Genomic DNA, 21,402 nt, shown 5'->3' with positions numbered 1-21,402 from the left:
CATTATTTCGTAAATTATTTAATATGTTAAGAATAGATATTCATATCAAAGGTTATAATGTGGTTGTTATGGAAAAGAAAAGTAAAATTATTATCTTAATTTTAGCTCTTTTGATTGTATTGGGGATAGCTACCCACATATTTTTAACTCCTTCCACAGTTGAAAATTCCGGAGCTAAAAATATTACAGACATGATTGGCAGGACTGTTGAGATACCGCAATCACTTAATAAGGTTGTTGCAACGTCACCTCCGATGTCTACTGTCATTTATATGATTGCTCCGGATAAACTGACAGCTTTAAATTTCCAATGGACCGATGAGGAACTTGAGTATGTTCCAGCACAATATAGGGGATTGCCTAATATTGGGGGTTGGTATGGAACCCAGGACGGCAGCTATGAGGAGTTCATTGCTTCAGAACCGGATATCGTCATTGAATCCATTGATGAAGGGGGAGATGGTGATCTGTCAACTGTTAATGAGAGACAAACAAAATTCGGAAAAATCCCCGTCATATCGGTAAATGATACTACAAGTGTTGATAAGGTTGACGCTTCAATTACTTTCATTGGAGAAGTCATTGGTGCAACAGAAAATGCTCAAAAATTAGTCGATTTCAATGACAAATATTTAAATGAGGTTCAGGAAAAATCTTCCAAATTATCTGACAGCGATAAAAAGACTGTTTATTATGCAGTTGACAATGATGGATTAAAGACTTATCCTTCTGGTTCAACTCATGGCCAGCTGATTGATTTGGTTGGCGGTGAAAATGTTGCCAATTCACTAAATCAGGGAAATACAACTACCGGTGTTCAGGTTTCAATAGAACAGGTTATCAGCTGGAATCCTGATGTTATCATTACAAATGATCCGGATTTCTATGCAAATGTGTATAATGATTCAAATTGGGCTAGCATTGATGCAGTCAAAAATCATGAAGTTTATGTATCACCCCAGTCTCCATTCAAATGGTTTGACAGACCTGTTGGTGCAAATATGATTATTGGAGTTCCATGGACTGCAAAAGTATTATATCCTGACCAATATTCAGATATTGATTTGGTAGATGCTACAAAGGAATTTTATTCACAATTCTATCATTACGACCTGTCAGATGATCAGGCTAAGGAAATTTTATTGGGTTCAGGACTTAAAGAGTCAAATTTATAGGATGATTATATGAATAAGGAAAATAAAGAAATTATAAGTACGGTACTTTTAGTGTTCCTGCCTATAATTCTTTTTTTCGCATCTTTTTTAATGGGAAGATATCCAATCAGTCCGGTTGATGTTGTAAAGACTATTTTATCTCCAATTCTTCCACAATTATATGTTTCATCAACTGTGAGTACTATTGTTTGGCAGATCAGACTTCCAAGAATTTTGGCTGCGTTATTGGTTGGAGCTTCACTTTCAATGGCAGGAACTGCATTTCAGGGAATATTTAAAAACCCTCTTGTTTCATCAGATCTTTTAGGAGTATCCAATGGAGCAGGTTTTGGAGCAGCATTAGCTATATTATTCAGCGGATCCAGTGTTATTATTCAGATATTTGCATTTATTTTCGGTATTATTTCAGTCTCCATTACATATCTTATTTCAAAAGCATATAAAGCTGGAGGAATTTTAATTTTGGTACTCTCAGGAGTTGCGATTTCAGCATTCTTCAACTCTCTGATATCTGCAATTAAGTTCATTGCTGACCCTGAAGATAAACTGCCGGAAATTGTATACTGGTTAATGGGTAGTCTGGCTTCCGTTACAATGGATGAAATCATCATGATTATTATTCCGCTTTTTATAGGATTTTTAGTTCTTTATTTGCTGAGATGGCAAATGAATATCCTGGCTATGGGTGATGAGGAAGCCCAATCCTTAGGCCTTAATCCGTCTAGAATCAGGTTAATAATCATTGCCGCATGTACATTATTGACTTCCGCTGCAGTATCAATCAGCGGTATCATCGGCTGGATAGGTATGATTATTCCTCATATGGCAAGAATGATTGTCGGTCCGGACAATAAAATTCTGCTTCCCGCTTCCTTAAGTCTTGGAGCAAGTTTTCTATTGTTGATTGATAATATTTCCCGTGTAGTCATATCTATAGAAATACCAATCGGAATTCTAACTGCAATTATTGGTGTTCCAATATTTCTTTATTTACTCAGAAGGGGGTATTCAGAATGGTCTTAGATGTTAAAAATATTTCATTTTCTTATGATGATGAGCTCATATTTGAAAATATCAGTTTTTCCATAGGTAAGGGAGATGTTTTATGCATACTTGGTCCCAATGGGACAGGCAAAACCACATTAATAAAATGTCTCAACAGAATTCATGACATCGACTCTGGTGAAATATTGGTTGAAGGAAAAAATATAAAAGATTTGTCATTTGCTCAGATATCAAGGCATATCGGTTATATTCCGCAGTCACACATTCCAACATTTCCATTTTCAGTCTTTGATGTCGTATTGATGGGAAGGGCTCCCTATCTGAATCTGACTGAAACTCCTAAAAAAGAAGATGAAGAAATTGCTTTAAATGCTTTAAAGACACTGGGAATAGAGGATTTAAAAGACAAGGATTATACCAATTTAAGTGGAGGGGAAAGACAGCTGGTATTTCTGGCAAGAATATTATGCCAGCAGCCAGACATTCTGATTCTTGATGAACCGACATCCCATCTGGATTTTGGAAACCAGATTAAACTTTTGGAAATAATAGATAATCTTGCAAAATCCGGATTGTCCATAATAATGTCATCACATTTTCCCGATCATGCATTTTTAAGCTCTACAAAAGTAGCTATCATGAAAGACAAATCATTCATTGATTTTGGAAAACCGGATGATGTGGTGACTGAAGAAAACTTAAAGAAAGCTTATTCGATAGATGTAAAATTAATTAAAATTGACGATAATAGGAAAGTTTGTGTTCCTTTAAAAACAAATTTAAAATTAGGTGATATTTAATGAATCAAAAAGATTATGAAGAACAGTTGAAAATGGCCGGAGAATTCCACGGTGAAATCTGTGGAGGAATAGCTATTGGAACAAAACTGGCAATGTACGGTTTGGAATTAATGGGTATGGAACTAAACACCCGTCATAAGAACCTCATTGTTATTTTGGAAATTGACAGATGTATGGCAGATGCAGTTCAGGCTGTTACAAAATGTTCAATGGGTAAACGTTCTCTAAAACAGGCTTATTACGGCAAATTCGCTGCAACTTTCTATAATATGGACACTGGCGAAGCTTTAAGAATAGTTGATGCAGACGCCAATAGAAAAGATAAGAAAAAAGAAACTCGTGACGAAATGATTGAAAGATTTAAAGTAACTCCTCCGGAAGAGTTATTCACAGTTCAAAAAGTTAAAGTTGAATTAACTGAAGCTCAAATGCCGGGTAAACCTCACACCACTGAAATCTGTTCAGTCTGCGGTGATAAAGTAACTGATGGCCGTCATTTAATTGTTGATGGTAAACCAGTTTGCAAACCTTGTGTTGAAGGTGCATATTACGAGTTAATTGAAGAATAAGAAATGATAGTAAAATTAATTACTATCTCTAATTTTTTTTATTTAGGGATTTCAGAATCCGGAACATTATATGTATACGTTACCCTAAATGGCCTATCACTGTCGAACAAGGAACCTGATGATCCTTCAATTATATTTCCGGTTGAATTGAAGTTTCCTTTATCAAATTCAATTGTAGCTACACCATTATGCACATTAGCTATTTTTTCTTGTTGTAAGTCGCTAGATGCATTTAATGTAAAGTAATATGTGAAATCAGGCAGTTCACTTACTGTTTTTCCATCATTTACAAAGGTAACATTATATTTTCCGTTTCCAATGCTTTTCAATTCACATGTGATTAATGTAGTTTTAATTCTTGGACAGATTGTTCCCGCTCCGGGATTGTCTTCGGACCATTTTGTGTATAATGTTGTTCCATACCAATTTGGGCCTAATACCAATTTTAAATCATCGTCCCATTCGCCGGGACCGTATATTCCTGCAGGGTTAGCGCTGACCTCTCCCAAAATAATTTGGCTTGGACCTTTTGCATTGTTGTATAGCGCATTGTTTTCTACGATTAATGTTGCTCCGATGGCAGGAGTGTAATTTTCATTGGCAGTAAAACCTTCAATAACACTGTCTCTTATTTCATTTCCACGAATCACAATTCCTGATGAATTGGCGGCATCTAAAAATATTCCCATGTAATTTTCATTAATGAGATTGTTCAGTATTTTGATATTGTTTCCTGAGTGCCTTACGCTTATTCCATATCCGTATGGTCCTTCTATCATATCAAATGTATACCAGCCAATCTGATTTGAAATATTATTGTTTGAGATTTCGGTTTTTCTAACATCGGTGTCAAATTCTATTCCGAAATTATTTCTTGAGATTGAATTTTCTTCAATTATTGTTGTATCAGCATTTTTCAGATATATTCCGTTTTTGAAGTTGGTTATTGTGCTGTTGATAATTTTGGTTTTCAGTCCTGAAACATCAATACCATTTCCTTTAAGCAATGACTCATTTAAATCATACTGATCAATATTGCTTTTAGCTGCTTTATTGTTTATCACATTATTTTCAATGAGTGTATTTTCTGCATTGTTCAGTACAATTCCGGAACCATTGTTTGCATAAATTTTTGCATTTTTGATGATTACATCATTTGTATTGACAGTTATAACTGCGCTGTCCAGCTTGCCGTTTAAAACAGCATCATTACCATTAAGTAAGATTGCCTTATTTATATTCAATGAAATGTCTGAATATTCGCTTCCCAAAAATCTAACTGCCTTTTTTTCATTAACAGAATCTAAAATATTTTGTATTTCACTGTTTGATAAGTTAGGGGCAACAGTTAAAGTTTCTAAAACTTCAACTGTATTGCCTGTGCTTGTTCCGTTGTAACTAGAAGTTATTATATATTTTCCAGGACTTAGATTAATATTCAATGCGGAAATTCCACTATCATTAGTTTGTCTTTCATAGAATACTCCGTTAATATTAAATCTTACTGACACATTTTTTATAGGAGTTCCTTCGCCATCAACCAATTTGACCTTAAACTGATCAGGAGTTTTGTATTCTTTTACCAAATCAGAAGTGATTAATGTTGGCATAACAGTAATATTGTTTGACACCATACATCCGTTGTATATGGCTGTAATAATGTATTCTCCAGGACCTAAATTAATATTTAGCTTAGCATAACCAGTTGAATTGGATGTTCTGGTATAGAATACTCCGTTAATGTTAAAGTTAACATCTGTATTTGCTGCAGGATTGCCTTTATCATCAAGAACTTTAACTACATACTGTGATGCATTCCTGTAATATTTTACAAGGTCTTTATTTTCTGTAATTGTAGGTAAAACCGTGATGATATTTGATTTCTGTTCTTTTGTAACAGGATTGTAGGCGGTAATGATGTATTCATTAGGATTTAAATTAATATTCAATCTGCCGATTCCGTTTTCATCAGTTGTTCTATAATAAAAGACTCCGTTGATATTAAAGTTAACTGTCTCATTTTTAAGGATATTTCCTTCGCTATCAATGAACTTTGCTGAATAAGGTGTAGCGTTCCTATACATTTTGATAAGGTCTAATCCTTCAATAGTTGACATGATATTTATTTCGTTTGAAGTGGTTGCGGAAGGATATTCGTCATTTCCTTCAAATGTGGCTATTGCTGAGTACTGGCCAGGATTGAAGTTAATATTAATGGATGCTGTTCCGTTTTCATTTGTCGTTCTGGTGTAATTTACACCGTTTAAAGTAATTGTAATGTTCTGGTTGGATAGGTAGTTTCCGTCGCTATCCTTTAAAGTAACTGTATACGGGTCTTTTGCACCGCAATATTTTGTCAGGTTTATTCCATTAATTTCAGATTCAATAATTACAGTTCCATTAGGTATATTTGAATCAGGAACATTATAGATTGCAGATAATCTGTCTGCTGTTGATTTTGGATCTATTGCCCCGTATCCCGGACTGATTACAGTAATAGTATTTCCTTTGGATTTATATTTTCCATCGGTAAAATCGACTGTTCCAGTTCCGTTAACTACTCTAATAATTTTTGCCTGGTCATTTGTTTCAATACCTGCTCTTGTGGTAGCCTTATTTAAAAAGAATGTTAAATCAATTGTGTTTAAATATTCAGCTATTTCACCAGTATCTTTTCTAACGAGAGATACATTATAAATTCCCGGTGAAACTTCCTTAATGTCACTGAATACCAAATCTCTGGTTCCGTCCTTGAGAAGTCCTACTTCGTAATATGTGCTTGGACATAGCTGTTCATATGCATAGAAGTTACTTTCAACATAGATTATTCCGGTTCCGCCTTGAGCAGTCTGTTGTGTAAATACGGCTCTTGTCAAATGCTGATTGAAGAAGTTCTGATCAATTTCTTCAACTTTTTCGTTAATTAATGTAGGGACTGCCAAATAGGTATTGTATAAACCGTAGTTACCATTTTGGAAAATGTTATTTCCTCTGACTTTCAGGGATTCTATTGGTGAGTTAACAAATATTCCGCCACCCTGTGTTGCCCTGGACTGGACATTATTGTCCCTGTTTGCTGTAATGTTGTTGCTTGTGATGTTGCTGTTTACACAGGATTCGTAATAGATTCCTTTCCAGTTATTGCGATAAATCGTATTGTTTATTATGTTTGTAGCTTCAACGTTTGCACCAAAATAAATTCCCGCTTCAGTGTTGCGTTCAATGACAGACTTCGTAATATTTATATTATTACTATCTGTAGCATAAATTCCTTTTACGGATTTTCTAACTGAAATTTGGTTTATATTAACATTTGAACTGTTTATAATATAAATACCAGGTCCTTCTGAAACTTCAGTAATCTTACAGTCTGTTATTTCAATGTTGTCCGCACCATTAATGTATATTGCATAAGGGTCAACACTTCCCCTTTTTGCACCATCATTAGAAAAAGTAAATCCTGACAATACGGAACCTGATGCATTTTCAGTGAAGTAAAATATTCCAACACCGTCTGAACCTTTAATATTGGAAGGACATGTGCTCATTTTTGTTCCCACATCACTTATAATAGTTAACGGTCTGTCAACTATGAAATGACAGTGTTCATAATTAGTACCGGTTATTTGAATTGTGTCTCCAGCACTAGCGTTATTAATTGCAGTTTGTATCGTTGGTTCGTTCATCTGGTTTGTTGAAGAACCGTCTACAATTATTGTATTTCCCGTATTATTAAGGTCTTCATTAGCCATTACTGCAGATGAAAAAGATAATACAATAATCATGCTTAAAAAAATTAGCAATATTTTTTTAAATTTCATATATTCAACCTCTAGTATTAGTATAACAATTGATATGTATGATGTTTCATATTATAAAAAATATTCTATTCAAAAATAAATGAGGTTATAAAAATAGTATTTTATGAATTTCATTAAAAAAATAAAAAAAGTGAGAAGTGTATTAAACTTCTCATGCCTAAGCAGTTACAGTTACATTATTAGCTATAGTAGCGAATCCGTCGCCAATTTTGTAGGAAGAAGTAATAATGTATTCGCCAGGTTGTAAGTTAATATTTAATGATGCAACACCTTCATCATTGGTATTTCTTTCGTATAAGACACCGTTAATGTTGAAGGTTACAGTTTGGTTAGCGTATGCTTTACCTTGTCCGTCAACTAATGTAGCTTTGAATGCTCCAGCTTCACCGAATTTTTTAGTTAAGTCTTGTGCGGTTAAAACTGGTAAAACGGTAATGTTTTGAGCAACTTTAGCTCCTTTGTATTCAGCTGTAATGACATAGTTATTTGGATTTAAGTTGATGTTCATTTTTGCATGACCGGTTGCATCAGTTGTACGGTTGTATAATACACCGTTAATGTTGAAAGTAACATTGGTATTAGCTAAAGGATTACCTTCATCATCAAAAAGACCAATTACAAATTGGGAATCGTTTCTGTAGTATTTTACAAGGTCTGCATTATCAAAGAATCTTGATAAAACAGTAATTGTATTTTCTATAGAGTCACCAGTAACTGGGTTAGTTGTAATGACTGTGTATTCACCAGGTCCTAAGTTGATTGCAATGGAAGCTTGACCGTTAGCGTCAGTAGCTCTGGTGTAATCGTTACCGTTAATGTTGAAAGTAATGTTGGTATTAGCTAAAGGATTACCTTCATCATCAGTGAAGTCAGCAACAAATTTGTCAGCAGCTTTGTCTATTTTAACGAGATCATCAGCAAAGATAGTTATATCAGGTCCTTCAATGGTAATTTCTTCACTAGCGCTAGCTGCACCGTATTTCATATCACCTGTGTAGATAACATTAACAGTGTAGTTACCCGGTTCTAAGTAAGGTAACTCTACAGTAGCTTGTCCGTCTTCAACAGGAGCATATGTTGCAATTCCGTCAACTTCAACTAATAAGAATCCAGTTGCGTCTTCAGCTAATTCGATTGAAACTTCATCTTCAGTTACAGTAATGTTTGCGTTTGTGAAAGGAACATTGTTTTCAATTGTAACATTGTTTTCTTCTACAACTAAATTGCTTGTTTTGAAGGTGTAAGTATTGTTATCAGTGAATGCAAATACGGTTATACCGGTTTCATATGCATTGTCAACAACTTCAAATGCACCTTTAGGAGTAATCATACCACCTTTACTTGAAGCGGAAATAGCAGTTGAATCTTCACCGTAGAATATGTTATCGTGGATTAAAATAGTTTCAATGTTACTTGGAGCACCGTGAGCGGTGTTACCTTCTTCTACATAGATTGCAGATTTTCCAGCAGGAGTGGTAAATTCATTTTCGTAAATGTCTGAGTTACCTGCAGCTTTAATAATACCAATTGCAAATGCTTTTGAGTCTTTAATTTTATTTCCTTGCATTGTAATGTTGGTAATTCCTCCACCGTAGAAAACACCGTACCAAACATTATTCATAGTGTTGTTGTACATTTCCACATTAGCAGCACCAGATGCGATTGAAACAGCATCGAGAAGATCTCCTTCAAAGGTGTTGTTTATAATTGTAATTCCTGATCCGCCCATGAGGTTAATTGCTTTTGAACCGGTTTCTTGTTTTGCGAAATCTCCAGTAATGGTACTTTGATTGGTCGCACCTTCGTCACCGAAGAAATAGTTGTTTTGGATTGTTACATTTCCGGTTGGTCTTCTGATGTAAATTCCAGAGTTACCGTTTTTAAAGGTACAGTCTTCAATAATATAGTCACTACCACCGAAGAATTCTAATGCACGTCCATTCCAGAGAATAGGGTTTGTCATTTCAAAGTTAAAGTTGTATACTTGTGTACCAGCAACACTTTCTTCGTCAGCTTCAAATGAGAAACCTTGGTATCCTTTGACAGTTGCACCGTTACCTTGTAAGATAAGGGTGTGCTCAATTTTTACTCCGGAACTTAAGTTACCGAAGTCATATGTCGCATTTTCTGCAAAGTTAAGTGTGTCTCCAGCACTTGTATTTGCAATAATAGCTTCAATGTCTGATACAGTAGCATCAGCAGGTACATCATAACTAGTTGATAATACCTCAGCATCACTGCTTGCATCAATAGCTACAACATCATCAGCAGCTATATCTTCTGCAGATACAGCGGATACTGATAAAATAGCTACGAAGACAAGTAATAATGCTAAAATCTTATTATTAAGCTTCATATTATTTTTTCTCCTATTATTAATTGAATAAAACTAATAAAGATAATGTATTAAAATTATTTTTGCATGCATTAATAATTATTAGTGATATTATCTCTATATTTAAAACCTATATAAATATTGTTATCATTCGATAGAAATCGAATTTTTCCATTTAAAATATATTTTATAAATTGTAATTTTGTTTAGTTTTTATAAATTTTTTTAATTATTATGTCATTTTAATTTAAAATTATAATCGAAATTAACCTTATTTATAATCGATTTTATATTTTTTGTATTTTTTTTAAAAAAGCCTTCGAATTATTTATATAGTTATATCCATAAACTTTAAACCATAATCAATTAATTTTAAGGAGGTGAAAATCTGAATAAAAAGGTGCTTTTAGGTTTGATATTAATAGTTTTTATTTCTATTAATGCTGTTAGTGCAAATGATAATGTCACTGACGTTTCTGAGGTCATATTGGACACGTCCGATGCTGATTTGTTTGGTGAAAATATGGTATACAATGCAACTCTCACATCATTCAACAATACTCCTTTAAATAATCAGACAATAATCTTTTGTATAAATGGTGTAAACTATACCAGAATCACTGATGTGAACGGCAGTGCATTTTTAAACATTAATCTGATGGATGGGATTTATCCGATTTCCACCACATTCGAAAGTCAGAATAATCAGCAGATAATCAATAACAATACCATTTATGTCTCACATAATTGGGGAACATTGATTAAAGAGAATTTGGCAGGCAGCGAGATTCAAAAAATTATTGATAGTGCAAATTCTGGCGATACATTGATTTTTGCAGGCAGTACGTATAATGACGTTTCTTTAAATGTAAATAAATCTTTGAATATCATCAGTATTGTAAAATCAATCTTTAACGGGAATTCTGCATCTCCAGTAATCACTGTCAAATCAGACAATGTCAATATTTCAAATCTTGTAATTTCTTCAGGTTCTGCAGGTATTCTGATAGATGGTGCGGGCAATGTAGGGATTTCAGATAATAATATTATAAATAATTATAATGGAATCAGTGTTGTGAATTCAAATGATGCATTAATCCTGAATAATGATATTTCCAATTCCAGAAATGACGGTATTTATCTGAAAAATTCAGTCAATACAAACATATCCTATAACACATTGCTGAATAATTATAATGGAATCTATTTTGATGAGGATGTTCTGGAAAGTCAGATTTTTTCAAATTACATATCAAAATCCGGCAATGATGCAATCAGCTTTGCCAAATCCGGATCTCACACCAACATGTCATACAATATCCTTGAAAAAAATGAAAACGGCATATTTATTGATATGGTTGGGGATGAAGACTTAAACATCGAACTCAATACAATTCAAAGAAATGATGACAACGGTATTTATTTTGGGGCAAATTACCGCAAAACTAATGAAACCGGAGTCCTCAATGTTGCAAACAATTCAATTGTATATAATAAGGAGTTCAATATTCTGGGAAGAGACAGCATTTACATGAAAATAGATCTCAATACCAATTGGATTGCTTCTGACAATTCCAGATTCAATGGGGTATGTGAAAAGATTAAGTTTAAGAAGTATCATTTGAATGTTGAACAGGTTGACGGAAATACTTTATCTGTAAGCGTGGATGGAATAAAAACAGCTTCCACGTTGAGAGTTTCATATAACGGCGGTAAAAACTGGCAAACCGTAAATTTGGTTGACGGAAAAGCTACCATGGCCATTTCAAATGATGACGGTAATGTCATGTTTGATTATTATGAAAGCAATGATAATTACCAGTATCAGTTGGACAATTATGTCCCGCCAACTCCTGTAACTCCCGTTACTCCGGACAATCCGCAAAATCCTACAAATCCTGATACTCCATCTTCAGATTCTACACAATCCAACGGTACCAATTCACAATCAGAGCAGATTGAAGGAAACGGTACCAGTTCAAATCCTAATTCCGGATCCTCACAGGGTCAAAGTGTAAGTAATGCGGATAATTCCAATTCTATTGAAGAGGTATCATCTCAAAGTGCTGAAAGTTCTTCCAGTCAGGCAGCTTCTCAAGCGGTTTCAAGTGCCAGTGATTCACAATCAGTTTCTAAACAGATTTCTGATCCGACAAGTTCTATTGCAAAAGCTTTGAATATTGATGAAGAAGTTGTTAGAATTGCTGGAATGGGCTTCATTTTATTGCTTATTATTGCCGTAATAGGCTTATATTATAGGGATGATGTTAAATACATGTTAAATAAGAGAAATGGACAATAACTGTTCATTTCATTTTCTTTTTTTAAAATACGATATGTTTATATATTTATATTGTTATATATTTAGTTGTAAGATAATTTTATGGACTATAAATATGTTAGATTTAATTTTTGGGTATTTATTAATAATTACAATATTATTTTCAGCTAATATTGGTCTTTTTTCAGCTAATTTTAAATTTAATGATATAAAAAGCAGTTTGATATTTATAGTGTTGGGCATATTGCTTATTATTGATATTGCTTTGTCCAGTTTAGTTGCAATCAGTCTGTTGGATTATTTAACATACATATTCCTTGCAATGTCAGTAATAATATTTTTTATAATGATAATCTACTTAAAATTGGATAAATCGGATATTTCATTTTACATTACCCTTGCATTATATTATATTTCTTCTTTCCTGTTAGCTTCCCAATTGAATGAATCTTCAATATTTGATAGTTTATTATTAACGTTTATTTCAATAGTTGTAATGATAGTGGCATTCCAGTCTTCTAAATTGCTGATGTATGCTAAACGCCCGTACAATGCAATCGTTGGCGAATACATGTCTTTGGAAGGAATTTTGGTTTTCCTGTTTGCTTTAACCAATACTTCCATCATGCAGTTGGATTATGAAATGTTTTCATCATTTTTAATAATGACTCCAACATATCAGCTGATTTATGTTATAATCACCATTGTCATTGTTTTAATTATTGGATCATATTGGAACGATAGAAAAATTTGAGGTAGTTTATGATAATTCAAGGTACTGAAACGTTAACTTCACTGATTCATATAATATCTGAAAGTTTACTGACTCCTGTTGTTATTATATTGGTAATCTTTGTCGTTTTAGCTATTTTATGTCTTGGAGGAATAATTAATGAATATTTTTCAAGAAAACCTATCAAGTCACAGGATTTTGAAAAATTAGTTAGGGATATTTCATTTTCCAAGTCTCCAGCAGAAATCGAAGAGAAAGTAAATGGCAGCAGTTTGTTCGATTGGCAAAAGGATGTTCTTGTAAAGATAGCCAATAACCATGATATCGGCATTAACGCAAGAAAGGCTTTGGCCGGTGAATTAATTTCAAATGAAGAAACAAGATTGATTAAAAGCACTAATAAAACGGATATTCTTGTAAGGTTAGGTCCTATTTTAGGTCTTTTGGGAACTTTAATTCCTTTGGGTCCAGGTCTTGCGGCATTGGGCAGCGGCGACATAACTACTCTTGCAGAATCATTGACAATTGCTTTTGACACAACTGTAACTGGTCTTGCTGTTGGTGGTATCGGATATCTGGTATCCAAATTCAGAAAACAATGGTATGAATCAGATTTGATTAATGTTGAAACATTGGCGGAAGTTGAACTTGAATCCATTAATAATCAGAAGTGAGTGCTATGCTTAGGAAAAAACGCAGAATCAGTGATTCAATAGATGATGATCCGATGGCAGGTATCAGTAATCTTTCCGATGCTATGCTGGTTTTGGCTTTAGGATTTTTAATCTTTGCTATTATGGCATTATCCGCAAATCCTGATTTGATTTCTGATTCTCCCAACACCCAGGATGTATCCACTGCCGAAACATTCAATCAGACATATTCTGATGCCAGCGGAATCGAGGAAAGCGGGTTTAATGAGGTCGGAAAAGTATATGAAGACCCGACTACTGGCGAACTTGTCATGGTTTCGGGTTAATATCATTCGATTGATATGAATGTTTTTCGTTAAACGAATAATTGTATTAATTATAATTTAATATTTGTTTGTTTTTTTCAATTCAAACATTTTTTATTCTTTTTATTTGTATTTAATTTTATTAATTTTGATTTTATTCGATTTTATAATTATTTATTTAAGCATTCCTAAAAATTGCTCAAAAAATACCGATATGAATAAAATTCTGTAATGATTTATCATTAACTTTTTATTTATTTACTTAATACTATTTAAGTATTTCTTTTAGGCTCAAATAACAAAGCCTTTTTATTATATGTTTACTATATATAATATCATAATACAAGGATTAATCTTTTGGCGGATTAATATGTATTATGTATATAAATTAATTTATAAGGGGATAAAAAGAGGTTGAGAATATGAGTTCATCATTTAAAAGTCCAGTAGATACTGCTAAAGCAATATCTGCAACAGCTGGAGCAAAAAACTCAGCAAATATTGTAAATGTGATTTTACTCTCCTTCTTAGCAGGAGCTTATATCGCATTCGGAGGATTACTAGCAGTAATCGCTAGTGCAGGAATGGCAGGCGCAGGCGCACCTGCTGGTTTAGAAAAATTTGTATTTGGTGCAGTGTTCCCTGTAGGTTTGATTATCGTAGTACTTGCAGGATCTGAATTATTCACCGGAAATGTAATGTTCATGACCATCGGTGTATTAGACGGTTCCGCATCTGTCGGCGGTCTCGCTAAAAACTGGGTATTAAGTTGGGTATTCAACTTTGTCGGTGCATTATTCGTTGCATTTGTACTCGCTTACATGGGCGGTCTTTTCCCTGCAGATTCCGTATTTGCAGCAAAAGCAACTGGTGTTGCTACTGCAAAAGTAGGTTTAGCATGGGATCAAGCATTTATTAGAGCAATCGGTTGTAACTGGTTAGTATGTTTAGCTGTATGGTTAGCTAACGCATCTGATGATATCATCGGTAAAATCGTTGGTATCTGGTTCCCAATCATGGCTTTCGTTACCATAGGATTTGAGCACAGTGTTGCAAACATGTTCTTCATACCATTAGGTATGTTCTTAGGTGCTGAAGGTGTAAACTGGACCACTATAATTGTAAACAATTTAATTCCTGTAACTTTAGGAAACATTGTTGGAGGAGCTATTTTCGTAGCTTGTATATATTGGTACACTTATCTTAAAGACTAAGTGTGAATTTTGTTTAAGAAGCAATTTTTGCTTCTTAAAAAATTTTTATTGAGCAATAAAAAAATTTTGGAGATTATAAAATGGTTGAGATAAAATATGTCCCATCTATCTGTCCATACTGTGGTACCGGTTGTGGTATCAACTTTGTAGTTAAAGATGGAAAAATCATAGGTGTTGAACCTTACAAAAGACATCCTGTAAATGAAGGTAAAGTATGTCCAAAAGGTAACTTCGGATACCAATTCATTAACAGAGAAGACAGATTAACTACACCATTAATTAAAGAAAATGGTGAATTCAGAGAAGCTTCTTGGGATGAAGCATTAGACTTAGTCGCTAACAAACTCAAAGAAGTATCTGATGAAGATCCAAACAAAGTTGGATTCTACGCATGTGCTCGTTCACCAAACGAAAACATTTACATTACTCAAAAATTAGCAAGAGTAGCTTGTGGAACTCAAAATGTAGACCACTGTGCACGTATCTGTCACGGTCCTACCGTAGCTGGTTTAGCTACCACCTTCGGTTCAGGTGCTATGACCAACGGTTTCGACAGTATTAAAGAAGCAGACTACATTTTCTGTATCGGTTCTAACAACATGGAAGCACACCCATTGTTTGGTCGTAAAATGATTCAAGCTAAACAAAACGGTGCTAAATTAGTTGTATTAGACCCAAGATTCACTCCTACTGCTAAAATTGCAGATGAATACGTACAATTTGAAACTGGTACTGACGTAGCTTTAATGAACGCAATGATTAAAGTTATCATCGACAATGACTTACAAGATGATGAATTCATTGCAAACAGAACCAAAGGTTTCGAAGAAATGAAAGAAGTTGTTCAAAAATACGACTTAGAAATGGCTTCTGAAATTACCGGAATCAAACCTGAAGTAATTGAACACTTAGCTATTGAATACGCATCTGCTGACAAAGCTGCTATCGTATACTCATTAGGTATTACCGAACACTCTCACGGAGCAGACAACGTTATGTCCACTGCTAACTTAGCAATGTTAACCGGTAACATCGGTAGACAAGGTACTGGTGTAAACCCATTAAGAGGACAAAACAACGTACAAGGTGCTTGTGATATGGGTGCATTACCTTCCGATTACGTAGGATACAGAAAAGTTGCAGACGAAGAAACTACTGCATGGTTCAATGATTACTACAGCGGATACGGATACGAAGTCAACTTACCTACCAAACCAGGTTTAACTTTAGTTGAAATGATGAATGCAGCTCACGCTGGTGACTTAAAAGTATTATACATCCACGGGGAAGACCCAGTATTGTCTGATGCAGACGTTGCACACACTAAAGCAGCTCTCGCTAACTTAGAAATGTTAGTCGTACAAGAATGTTTCTTAACTGACACCGCACAATGTGCTGACGTTGTTTTACCTGCAGCAGGTTGGGGTGAACAAGAAGGTACATTTACCAGTGGTGAAAGAAGAGTACAATGCTTACACAAAGCTCAAGAACCACCTGAAGGCGCATGGTTAGATTGGAAAATCATGGAAGAAATCGCAGTTAGAATGGGAGTTCCAAGAGAATTATTCCACTACGAAACTTCTGAAGATATCTTCAACGAAATCAGAGAATGTGCTCCTATCATGGCTGGTATGAACCGTGAAAGATTAGACACTCCTGAAGCACTTCACTGGCCTTGCCCATCTGAAGACGACCCATGTCAACCATTAATGCACAAAGAGAAATTTGCACACCCTGATGGTTTAGGTGTCTTCCAGGCATTAGAACACAAAGGACCAGTTGAAACTGTCGATGAAGAATATCCATTATTATTAACTACTACTAGAATATTGTTCCACTATCACGCTGCAATGACCAGAAGATGTGAAACATTATCTAACGAAGTTAAAACAGGATTCATCGAAATCAACACTAAAGATGCTGAAGAAAGAGGAATTATTAACGGTGAAGTAGTAAGAGCATTCTCCAGAAGAGGAGAAATCGCTATTCCTGCACGTGTAACTGATGATATCAGAGAAGGTATTGTAAACATTCCTATGCACTTTGCAGAATGTGCTGCTAACGTATTAACCAATTCTGATTCTTTCGATCCTAAATCTAAAATGGTTGAATTAAAAGCTTGTGCTATTGAAGTTGAAAAATTCGATGAAAAAGTCGAAATCAAAAACGAACTTTACAAATATGGTACTGATACTGAAGTAAAAGCTGAAGATATGTCAACTACCACTGTACAAGTAGGAAAATAAATAGGGGAGTAGATTTAAATGAGCGCAAATATTGAAAAAATGTATTATGCTTACTCTGCTAATGACGACATCAAATCCAAAGGAGAATATGGTGGAGTTGTAACTACCATCATGAAATACTTATTAGAAAGCGGAACAGTTGATGCAGTTGTTGGTGTAGAACACGGACACGATTTATATGACGGAGTACCATGTTTAGTAACCGAACCTGAAGATGTTATTAAAACCGCTGGTTCCATTCACTGCGGTACTTTAAACTTAGCAAAATTCGTTTACAAATACTTAGACGGATGCAGAGACATGAAAGTTGCAGTCTCATGTAAACCATGTGATGCAATGACCATTAGAGAATTAATCAAAAGAGGAAAAATCATCGGCGATAACATCATCATGATTGGTGTAAACTGTGGAGGTACCTTACCACCTGTACCAACCATGAACATGATTAGAGACGTCTATGAATTAGACCCTAAAGAAATTGTAAAAGAAGAAATCTCTAAAGGTAAACTCATCATGGAAACTGCTGACGGTGAAGAAAAAGGCTTCGGTATCGAAGACTTAGAAGAAGACGGTATGGGTAGAAGAGAAAACTGTCAAAGATGTAACTTAAAAATCCCATCCAATGCTGACTTAGCATTAGGTAACTGGGGAGTTATCGGTGAATTAGCTGGTAAAGCTACTTTCGTAGAAGTTTTCACTGACAAAGGATCTGAAATCTTAGCTGATGTAATTGACGCAGGTTTAATTGAAGTTGCTGAACCAATCGAAAAAGGTATCAAAATCAGAGAAAACATTAACAACTTCATGCTCAAAGCTTCCAACGCTAAAAAAGAAGTTGACTATGCTGGCACTACCGGAGACATCATTGACGTATTCCACATGTACGATGAAGAGTTCTCCAAATGTATGAAATGTTACGGTTGCCGTGAAGCATGTCCTTTATGTTTCTGTGAAGACTGCTGTCTTGAAGCTGAAGGTCCTGAATGGGTACCTGGTGGATACACTCCTGCAGCACCATTCTTCCACTTAACCCGTATGGTTCACATGGTTGATGCATGTACCAACTGTGGTCAATGTAGTGATGTCTGTCCTTGTGAAATTCCTGTATCCAAAGTATGGAGTACTGTAAACAACAAAGTAAGAGAAGTTTACGGATACATCCCAGGATTCGACACTGATGACAGAATCCCATTCACCGAACACATTTCAAAAGCTAAAAAATTATAGATAAAGCATTTGTGCTTTATTCATTCTTTCTTTTTTTAGAGAAATGCACTTTCTTTCAATTTTTTATTTTTATTTTTTTCAAAACTAGTTTTATAATTATATTAAAAAAAGAAGTAAAAAGAGTTTTTTATTCAGTATTGAACGGTTCACGTTTGTCAATACCTTTTAAAAAGATCTCTTCTAATTTTTCATCACTTTCATTGTTTCTGATGTCTGTGATAATGTCAACGAGATTATCGTTTCTAAGCAGGCATGGTTTTATCTTGCCGTCTGGAGTTACCCTCAATCTGGTACAATTTGCACAGAATTTAGAGTTATCGACAGGTTTAACTACTTCGATTTCTCCACCATTAATGTAATATTTTTTACGGCCTTGCATAAATTCACGTTCTTTTATCTCATCAGCTATATCGGATAATCTTTCTTCAACCATATCCAATTTATAGTGGTATTCCTGTGAGAATTTATCGTCGTCACAGTTTTCACTTTCAATCAGTTCAATCAGTTGAAGCACCATATCATTATCCTTACAGAAGTTGAACATGTCCTTTATTTCATGTTCATTAATGTCTTTCATGATGACCATATTGATTTTAACAGGATATAGGCCTACTTCAACACTTTTAAGAATACCTTTTTTGGCAGCATCAAGATAATCTTTTTTTGTAATGAACTGATAAGTTTCGGGATTTAAAGTGTCCAGACTAACGTTTACCCTGTCAAGACCTGCCTCTTTCAAGTCTTTTGCATATTTTTCAAGCAATATACCATTTGTAGTTATTGAAATGTCATTGAATCCGATACTGTTTATTTTTGACACAATTTCAACAATTTCTTTTCTGATTAACGGCTCTCCACCAGATAATCTTATCTTCCTTACTCCAATTCTTTTGGCTATTTTACAGATTCTGTAAATCTCATCAGGGGTCATTTCATTTTTAGATGATCTCATGCCGTCATGATGGCAGTAAATGCAGTTAACATTGCATCTGTTAGTTAGGGTAATCCTAAGTGAAAGTATCGGCCTGTCAAATTTGTCTTTTACTACTCTTTCGCTCATAATCATACTTCCACATCTATTTTAAATTCTTTTATTTCATCATCATAAACGCTTTTTATGATTGCATAGATTGTTTCTTTAATGATTCCCTGTGTGAATTCATTAATTTCAACAGCATTATCGTTTGTTTTAAGATGGATTGGTGAATTAACCAGTTCATTATTTTCAATATCTGTGACTTCAACTGTAATCTTTTTTATTTCGCCTTTGGTCTTTATGGAGTTAATCATAGCTTTTACTGAATTTGAGATAATTTCCTTTTCACGGTTACTTATCTCAATTTCGTCATTGTTGATTATAATGTCGCATTTCTGATATTCGCAATTCGGGATTTCAATGTTTTTGTTTATAATAACTTCAATTTTATCAATATCTTCAACACCATAGTCTTCCAGGTTCAATGTGCTTATTATTCCCAACACGCTCTTTTTCAAGTAATCGCTAACGAATCTGTTCATGCCCACGACCTTGTTATCGATTGACAGATAACTGTGTACTTTGTCCAACTCTTCAACTGTAAGTTTTCCTTCACGAATTTCTTTTGCAATAACTTCCCCGTTATTAAACCCGCAGTTATTTGCAAATAAAGTGTCTATGATATCATGTCCTCTCTGTTCAATCAAATCAGCTAATTCACTAACTCCCTCTGGAGTTATTTCAAATGAATTGACTTCTTTAATTGTATATTCATCAACAACTTCAGGGGAAGTTGCTATTTTAGGATAATTGTATGTTTTATATCCTTCTATTATTACAAAATCAAAATCATCGAAGTGCTTGAGCAGATATAATATTCTGTTTAGGTCATGTTCTTCTCTTGAATTGAAAAATGTGGTTGATCCAACACCTACGACCAAATTCGCTCCGGCCTGTTTATGTTTCCATGTGTCGGTATTTTCCTTATCCATTTCTATGGAGTGATGGGAATGTTTCACTGATGCAACGTTATATCCTCTTTTTGTAAGTTCCCTGATAACTTTTACGCTCAGCGATGTCTTACCCGTGTTCTTTCTCCCAACAATTGATACGATTTTCACTTAAAATCCCCCTATTATTATATAAATATATGTATTTTCAATTATTAAAATATTCATATGTGTAGTAACTACACATTTTTGGCAAACCTAAAGATTTTACCCATTTTTTGGCCATTTTGTAATATTTTTTAGATAATTTTTATTACAATTATTGCTTAAACACCCGATATAAACCTATTTACATATTGATAACTGATGTTTATTTATTGAATAAAAAATTAATATTGTTTATTTTTATAAAATAATAATTTTTATTCTGAATTATTATTAAATACTTATTTTACTTTCTTATACTAAAATTTTTTGTGTAGTATTCCCACAGTTATATATATTACTTTCGACTTAAATCTAGTAGACAAATATATTTATATAGATAAACATATGTGTTATCATTACACATGGTGGTTTAAATGCCGAAGCATATTGCATCTGGTTTGAAATATCTGGCTGCGGTTAAATTAAAAGAAGCTGGTGTGAGTCACCAGGCAATTGCTGATGAGTTAGGTATTGATAGATCAACTGTATCTCATTATTTGAATGGCAGGAACTTGTCCTGGAATTCAATTGATGTTGCAAGGACTATCACTGAGTTAACTCCCAGGGATTTTTTAATAATGACCAATGCGGTATTTGATGAACCGGAACAGAGTCGAAAAATTGTGAATATTTGCCGAGAAAAAAACTATGAAGCAATTATTGAAGATTCCTGTATTGGTTGCGGCTTATGTGTAAATGTGTGTTTAATGAAAGCTATTAAGTTAGAATCATTGAAATCACATATAAACTCCGTACAATGTTGTGGTTGTCAGCTATGTAAAGATGAGTGCCCAACTAATTCAATTAAAATTTTGGAGATTTAATAATGATAAGAAATTTGAAAGAAGTTAATGACAATAACTTTGACATTACAAGGTCAGCGGAGGAAGTAAGAAATTTATCTT

16 protein-coding genes are annotated in these 21,402 nt (G+C 34.2%); 12 read left to right on the top strand and 4 right to left on the bottom strand.

Going from position 1 to position 21,402, the window contains the following annotated elements:
• The first annotated feature begins 68 nt into the window (after nt 1–68).
• The 4 genes from IJQ68_RS10230 to IJQ68_RS10215 are packed head-to-tail and all read left to right on the top strand — an operon-like array spanning nt 69 to nt 3,549.
• Nucleotides 69–1,175, top strand: coding sequence for an ABC transporter substrate-binding protein (locus tag IJQ68_RS10230; RefSeq protein ID WP_342765146.1), 1,107 nt, complete (start codon nt 69–71; stop codon nt 1,173–1,175).
• 9 nt (nt 1,176–1,184) lie between these two features.
• Nucleotides 1,185–2,198 (top strand): iron ABC transporter permease, encoded by a 1,014-nt coding sequence (locus tag IJQ68_RS10225; protein WP_292800149.1) that lies wholly within the window; start codon nt 1,185–1,187, stop codon nt 2,196–2,198.
• Nucleotides 2,189–2,980, top strand: a complete 792-nt coding sequence (locus tag IJQ68_RS10220) for an ABC transporter ATP-binding protein (protein WP_292800146.1) — start codon at nt 2,189–2,191, stop codon at nt 2,978–2,980. The genes IJQ68_RS10225 and IJQ68_RS10220 overlap by 10 nt, the downstream gene beginning before the upstream one ends.
• The gene (locus IJQ68_RS10215; RefSeq protein WP_292800144.1) at nt 2,980–3,549 is read left to right on the top strand and encodes an FmdE family protein; all 570 of its coding nucleotides are present in this window, start codon (nt 2,980–2,982) and stop codon (nt 3,547–3,549) included. The genes IJQ68_RS10220 and IJQ68_RS10215 overlap by 1 nt, the downstream gene beginning before the upstream one ends.
• Nucleotides 3,550–3,587: 38 nt before the next feature.
• Here the strand turns inward: IJQ68_RS10215 and IJQ68_RS10210 are convergent, their stop codons facing one another.
• Nucleotides 3,588–7,334, bottom strand: a complete 3,747-nt coding sequence (locus IJQ68_RS10210) for a right-handed parallel beta-helix repeat-containing protein (RefSeq protein ID WP_292800141.1) — start codon at nt 7,332–7,334, stop codon at nt 3,588–3,590.
• Between the two features lie 193 nt (nt 7,335–7,527).
• Entirely contained in the window at nt 7,528–9,726 is a 2,199-nt protein-coding gene (locus IJQ68_RS10205) for a right-handed parallel beta-helix repeat-containing protein (protein ID WP_292800138.1), read from the bottom strand.
• Between the two features lie 391 nt (nt 9,727–10,117).
• Between IJQ68_RS10205 and IJQ68_RS10200 the strand changes: the two genes are divergently transcribed.
• The 7 genes from IJQ68_RS10200 to IJQ68_RS10170 all read left to right on the top strand — a co-directional run bounded on the left by IJQ68_RS10200 (nt 10,118) and on the right by IJQ68_RS10170 (nt 18,364).
• Nucleotides 10,118–12,007: a nitrous oxide reductase family maturation protein NosD gene (locus IJQ68_RS10200; RefSeq protein ID WP_292800135.1), complete on the top strand. Its 1,890-nt coding sequence runs from the start codon at nt 10,118–10,120 to the stop codon at nt 12,005–12,007.
• 223 nt (nt 12,008–12,230) lie between these two features.
• Nucleotides 12,231–12,740, top strand: a complete 510-nt coding sequence (locus IJQ68_RS10195; RefSeq protein WP_292800132.1) for a hypothetical protein — start codon at nt 12,231–12,233, stop codon at nt 12,738–12,740.
• Nucleotides 12,741–12,748: 8 nt separating this feature from the next.
• Nucleotides 12,749–13,393: a MotA/TolQ/ExbB proton channel family protein gene (locus tag IJQ68_RS10190; protein WP_292800129.1), complete on the top strand. Its 645-nt coding sequence runs from the start codon at nt 12,749–12,751 to the stop codon at nt 13,391–13,393.
• A gap of 5 nt (nt 13,394–13,398) precedes the next feature.
• Entirely contained in the window at nt 13,399–13,698 is a 300-nt protein-coding gene (locus IJQ68_RS10185; RefSeq protein ID WP_292800126.1) for a DUF2149 domain-containing protein, read from the top strand.
• Between the two features lie 401 nt (nt 13,699–14,099).
• A complete protein-coding gene (locus IJQ68_RS10180) occupies nt 14,100–14,891 on the top strand; it encodes a formate/nitrite transporter family protein (RefSeq protein ID WP_292800123.1) in 792 nt (263 codons plus the stop codon).
• 80 nt (nt 14,892–14,971) lie between these two features.
• Nucleotides 14,972–17,137: a formate dehydrogenase subunit alpha gene (fdhF, locus tag IJQ68_RS10175; protein ID WP_292800120.1), complete on the top strand. Its 2,166-nt coding sequence runs from the start codon at nt 14,972–14,974 to the stop codon at nt 17,135–17,137.
• A gap of 18 nt (nt 17,138–17,155) precedes the next feature.
• Nucleotides 17,156–18,364, top strand: a complete 1,209-nt coding sequence (locus IJQ68_RS10170; RefSeq protein WP_292800116.1) for a Coenzyme F420 hydrogenase/dehydrogenase, beta subunit C-terminal domain — start codon at nt 17,156–17,158, stop codon at nt 18,362–18,364.
• 127 nt (nt 18,365–18,491) lie between these two features.
• Here IJQ68_RS10170 and moaA read toward each other — a convergent pair whose 3' ends face one another.
• Together moaA and mobB are read right to left on the bottom strand one after the other, a co-directional pair.
• Nucleotides 18,492–19,424 (bottom strand): GTP 3',8-cyclase MoaA, encoded by a 933-nt coding sequence (gene moaA, locus IJQ68_RS10165; protein ID WP_292800113.1) that lies wholly within the window; start codon nt 19,422–19,424, stop codon nt 18,492–18,494.
• Nucleotides 19,425–19,426: 2 nt separating this feature from the next.
• Complete coding sequence (mobB, locus tag IJQ68_RS10160; RefSeq protein WP_292800110.1) at nt 19,427–20,461, bottom strand: molybdopterin-guanine dinucleotide biosynthesis protein B; 1,035 nt, start codon at nt 20,459–20,461, stop codon at nt 19,427–19,429.
• Between the two features lie 410 nt (nt 20,462–20,871).
• On the opposite strand from mobB, the gene IJQ68_RS10155 reads away from it, so the two are divergent.
• Complete coding sequence (locus IJQ68_RS10155; protein WP_292800107.1) at nt 20,872–21,321, top strand: 4Fe-4S binding protein; 450 nt, start codon at nt 20,872–20,874, stop codon at nt 21,319–21,321.
• Nucleotides 21,322–21,402 lie beyond the last annotated feature (81 nt).

It is taken from the genome of Methanobrevibacter sp., from assembly GCF_017447225.1.
In the GTDB taxonomy this organism is placed as follows: Archaea; Methanobacteriota; Methanobacteria; order Methanobacteriales; family Methanobacteriaceae; genus Methanocatella.
The sequence above is the reverse complement of the archived record's forward strand: the minus strand, read 5'-3'. Positions and strand labels throughout refer to the sequence as shown.

Excerpts from the sequence above, each read along its gene's own strand:
- IJQ68_RS10170 (WP_292800116.1), top strand. The coding sequence starts at position 17,156 with ATGAGCGCAAATATTGAAAAAATGTATTATGCTTACTCTGCTAATGAC.
- IJQ68_RS10185 (WP_292800126.1), top strand. The coding sequence starts at position 13,399 with ATGCTTAGGAAAAAACGCAGAATCAGTGATTCAATAGATGATGATCCG.
- IJQ68_RS10180 (WP_292800123.1), top strand. The coding sequence starts at position 14,100 with ATGAGTTCATCATTTAAAAGTCCAGTAGATACTGCTAAAGCAATATCT.
- moaA (WP_292800113.1), bottom strand. The coding sequence starts at position 19,424 with ATGAGCGAAAGAGTAGTAAAAGACAAATTTGACAGGCCGATACTTTCA.
- IJQ68_RS10190 (WP_292800129.1), top strand. The coding sequence starts at position 12,749 with ATGATAATTCAAGGTACTGAAACGTTAACTTCACTGATTCATATAATA.
- IJQ68_RS10230 (WP_342765146.1), top strand. The coding sequence starts at position 69 with ATGGAAAAGAAAAGTAAAATTATTATCTTAATTTTAGCTCTTTTGATT.
- IJQ68_RS10205 (WP_292800138.1), bottom strand. The coding sequence starts at position 9,726 with ATGAAGCTTAATAATAAGATTTTAGCATTATTACTTGTCTTCGTAGCT.
- IJQ68_RS10215 (WP_292800144.1), top strand. The coding sequence starts at position 2,980 with ATGAATCAAAAAGATTATGAAGAACAGTTGAAAATGGCCGGAGAATTC.
- IJQ68_RS10210 (WP_292800141.1), bottom strand. The coding sequence starts at position 7,334 with ATGATTATTGTATTATCTTTTTCATCTGCAGTAATGGCTAATGAAGAC.
- IJQ68_RS10155 (WP_292800107.1), top strand. The coding sequence starts at position 20,872 with ATGCCGAAGCATATTGCATCTGGTTTGAAATATCTGGCTGCGGTTAAA.
- fdhF (WP_292800120.1), top strand. The coding sequence starts at position 14,972 with ATGGTTGAGATAAAATATGTCCCATCTATCTGTCCATACTGTGGTACC.
- IJQ68_RS10220 (WP_292800146.1), top strand. The coding sequence starts at position 2,189 with ATGGTCTTAGATGTTAAAAATATTTCATTTTCTTATGATGATGAGCTC.
- IJQ68_RS10225 (WP_292800149.1), top strand. The coding sequence starts at position 1,185 with ATGAATAAGGAAAATAAAGAAATTATAAGTACGGTACTTTTAGTGTTC.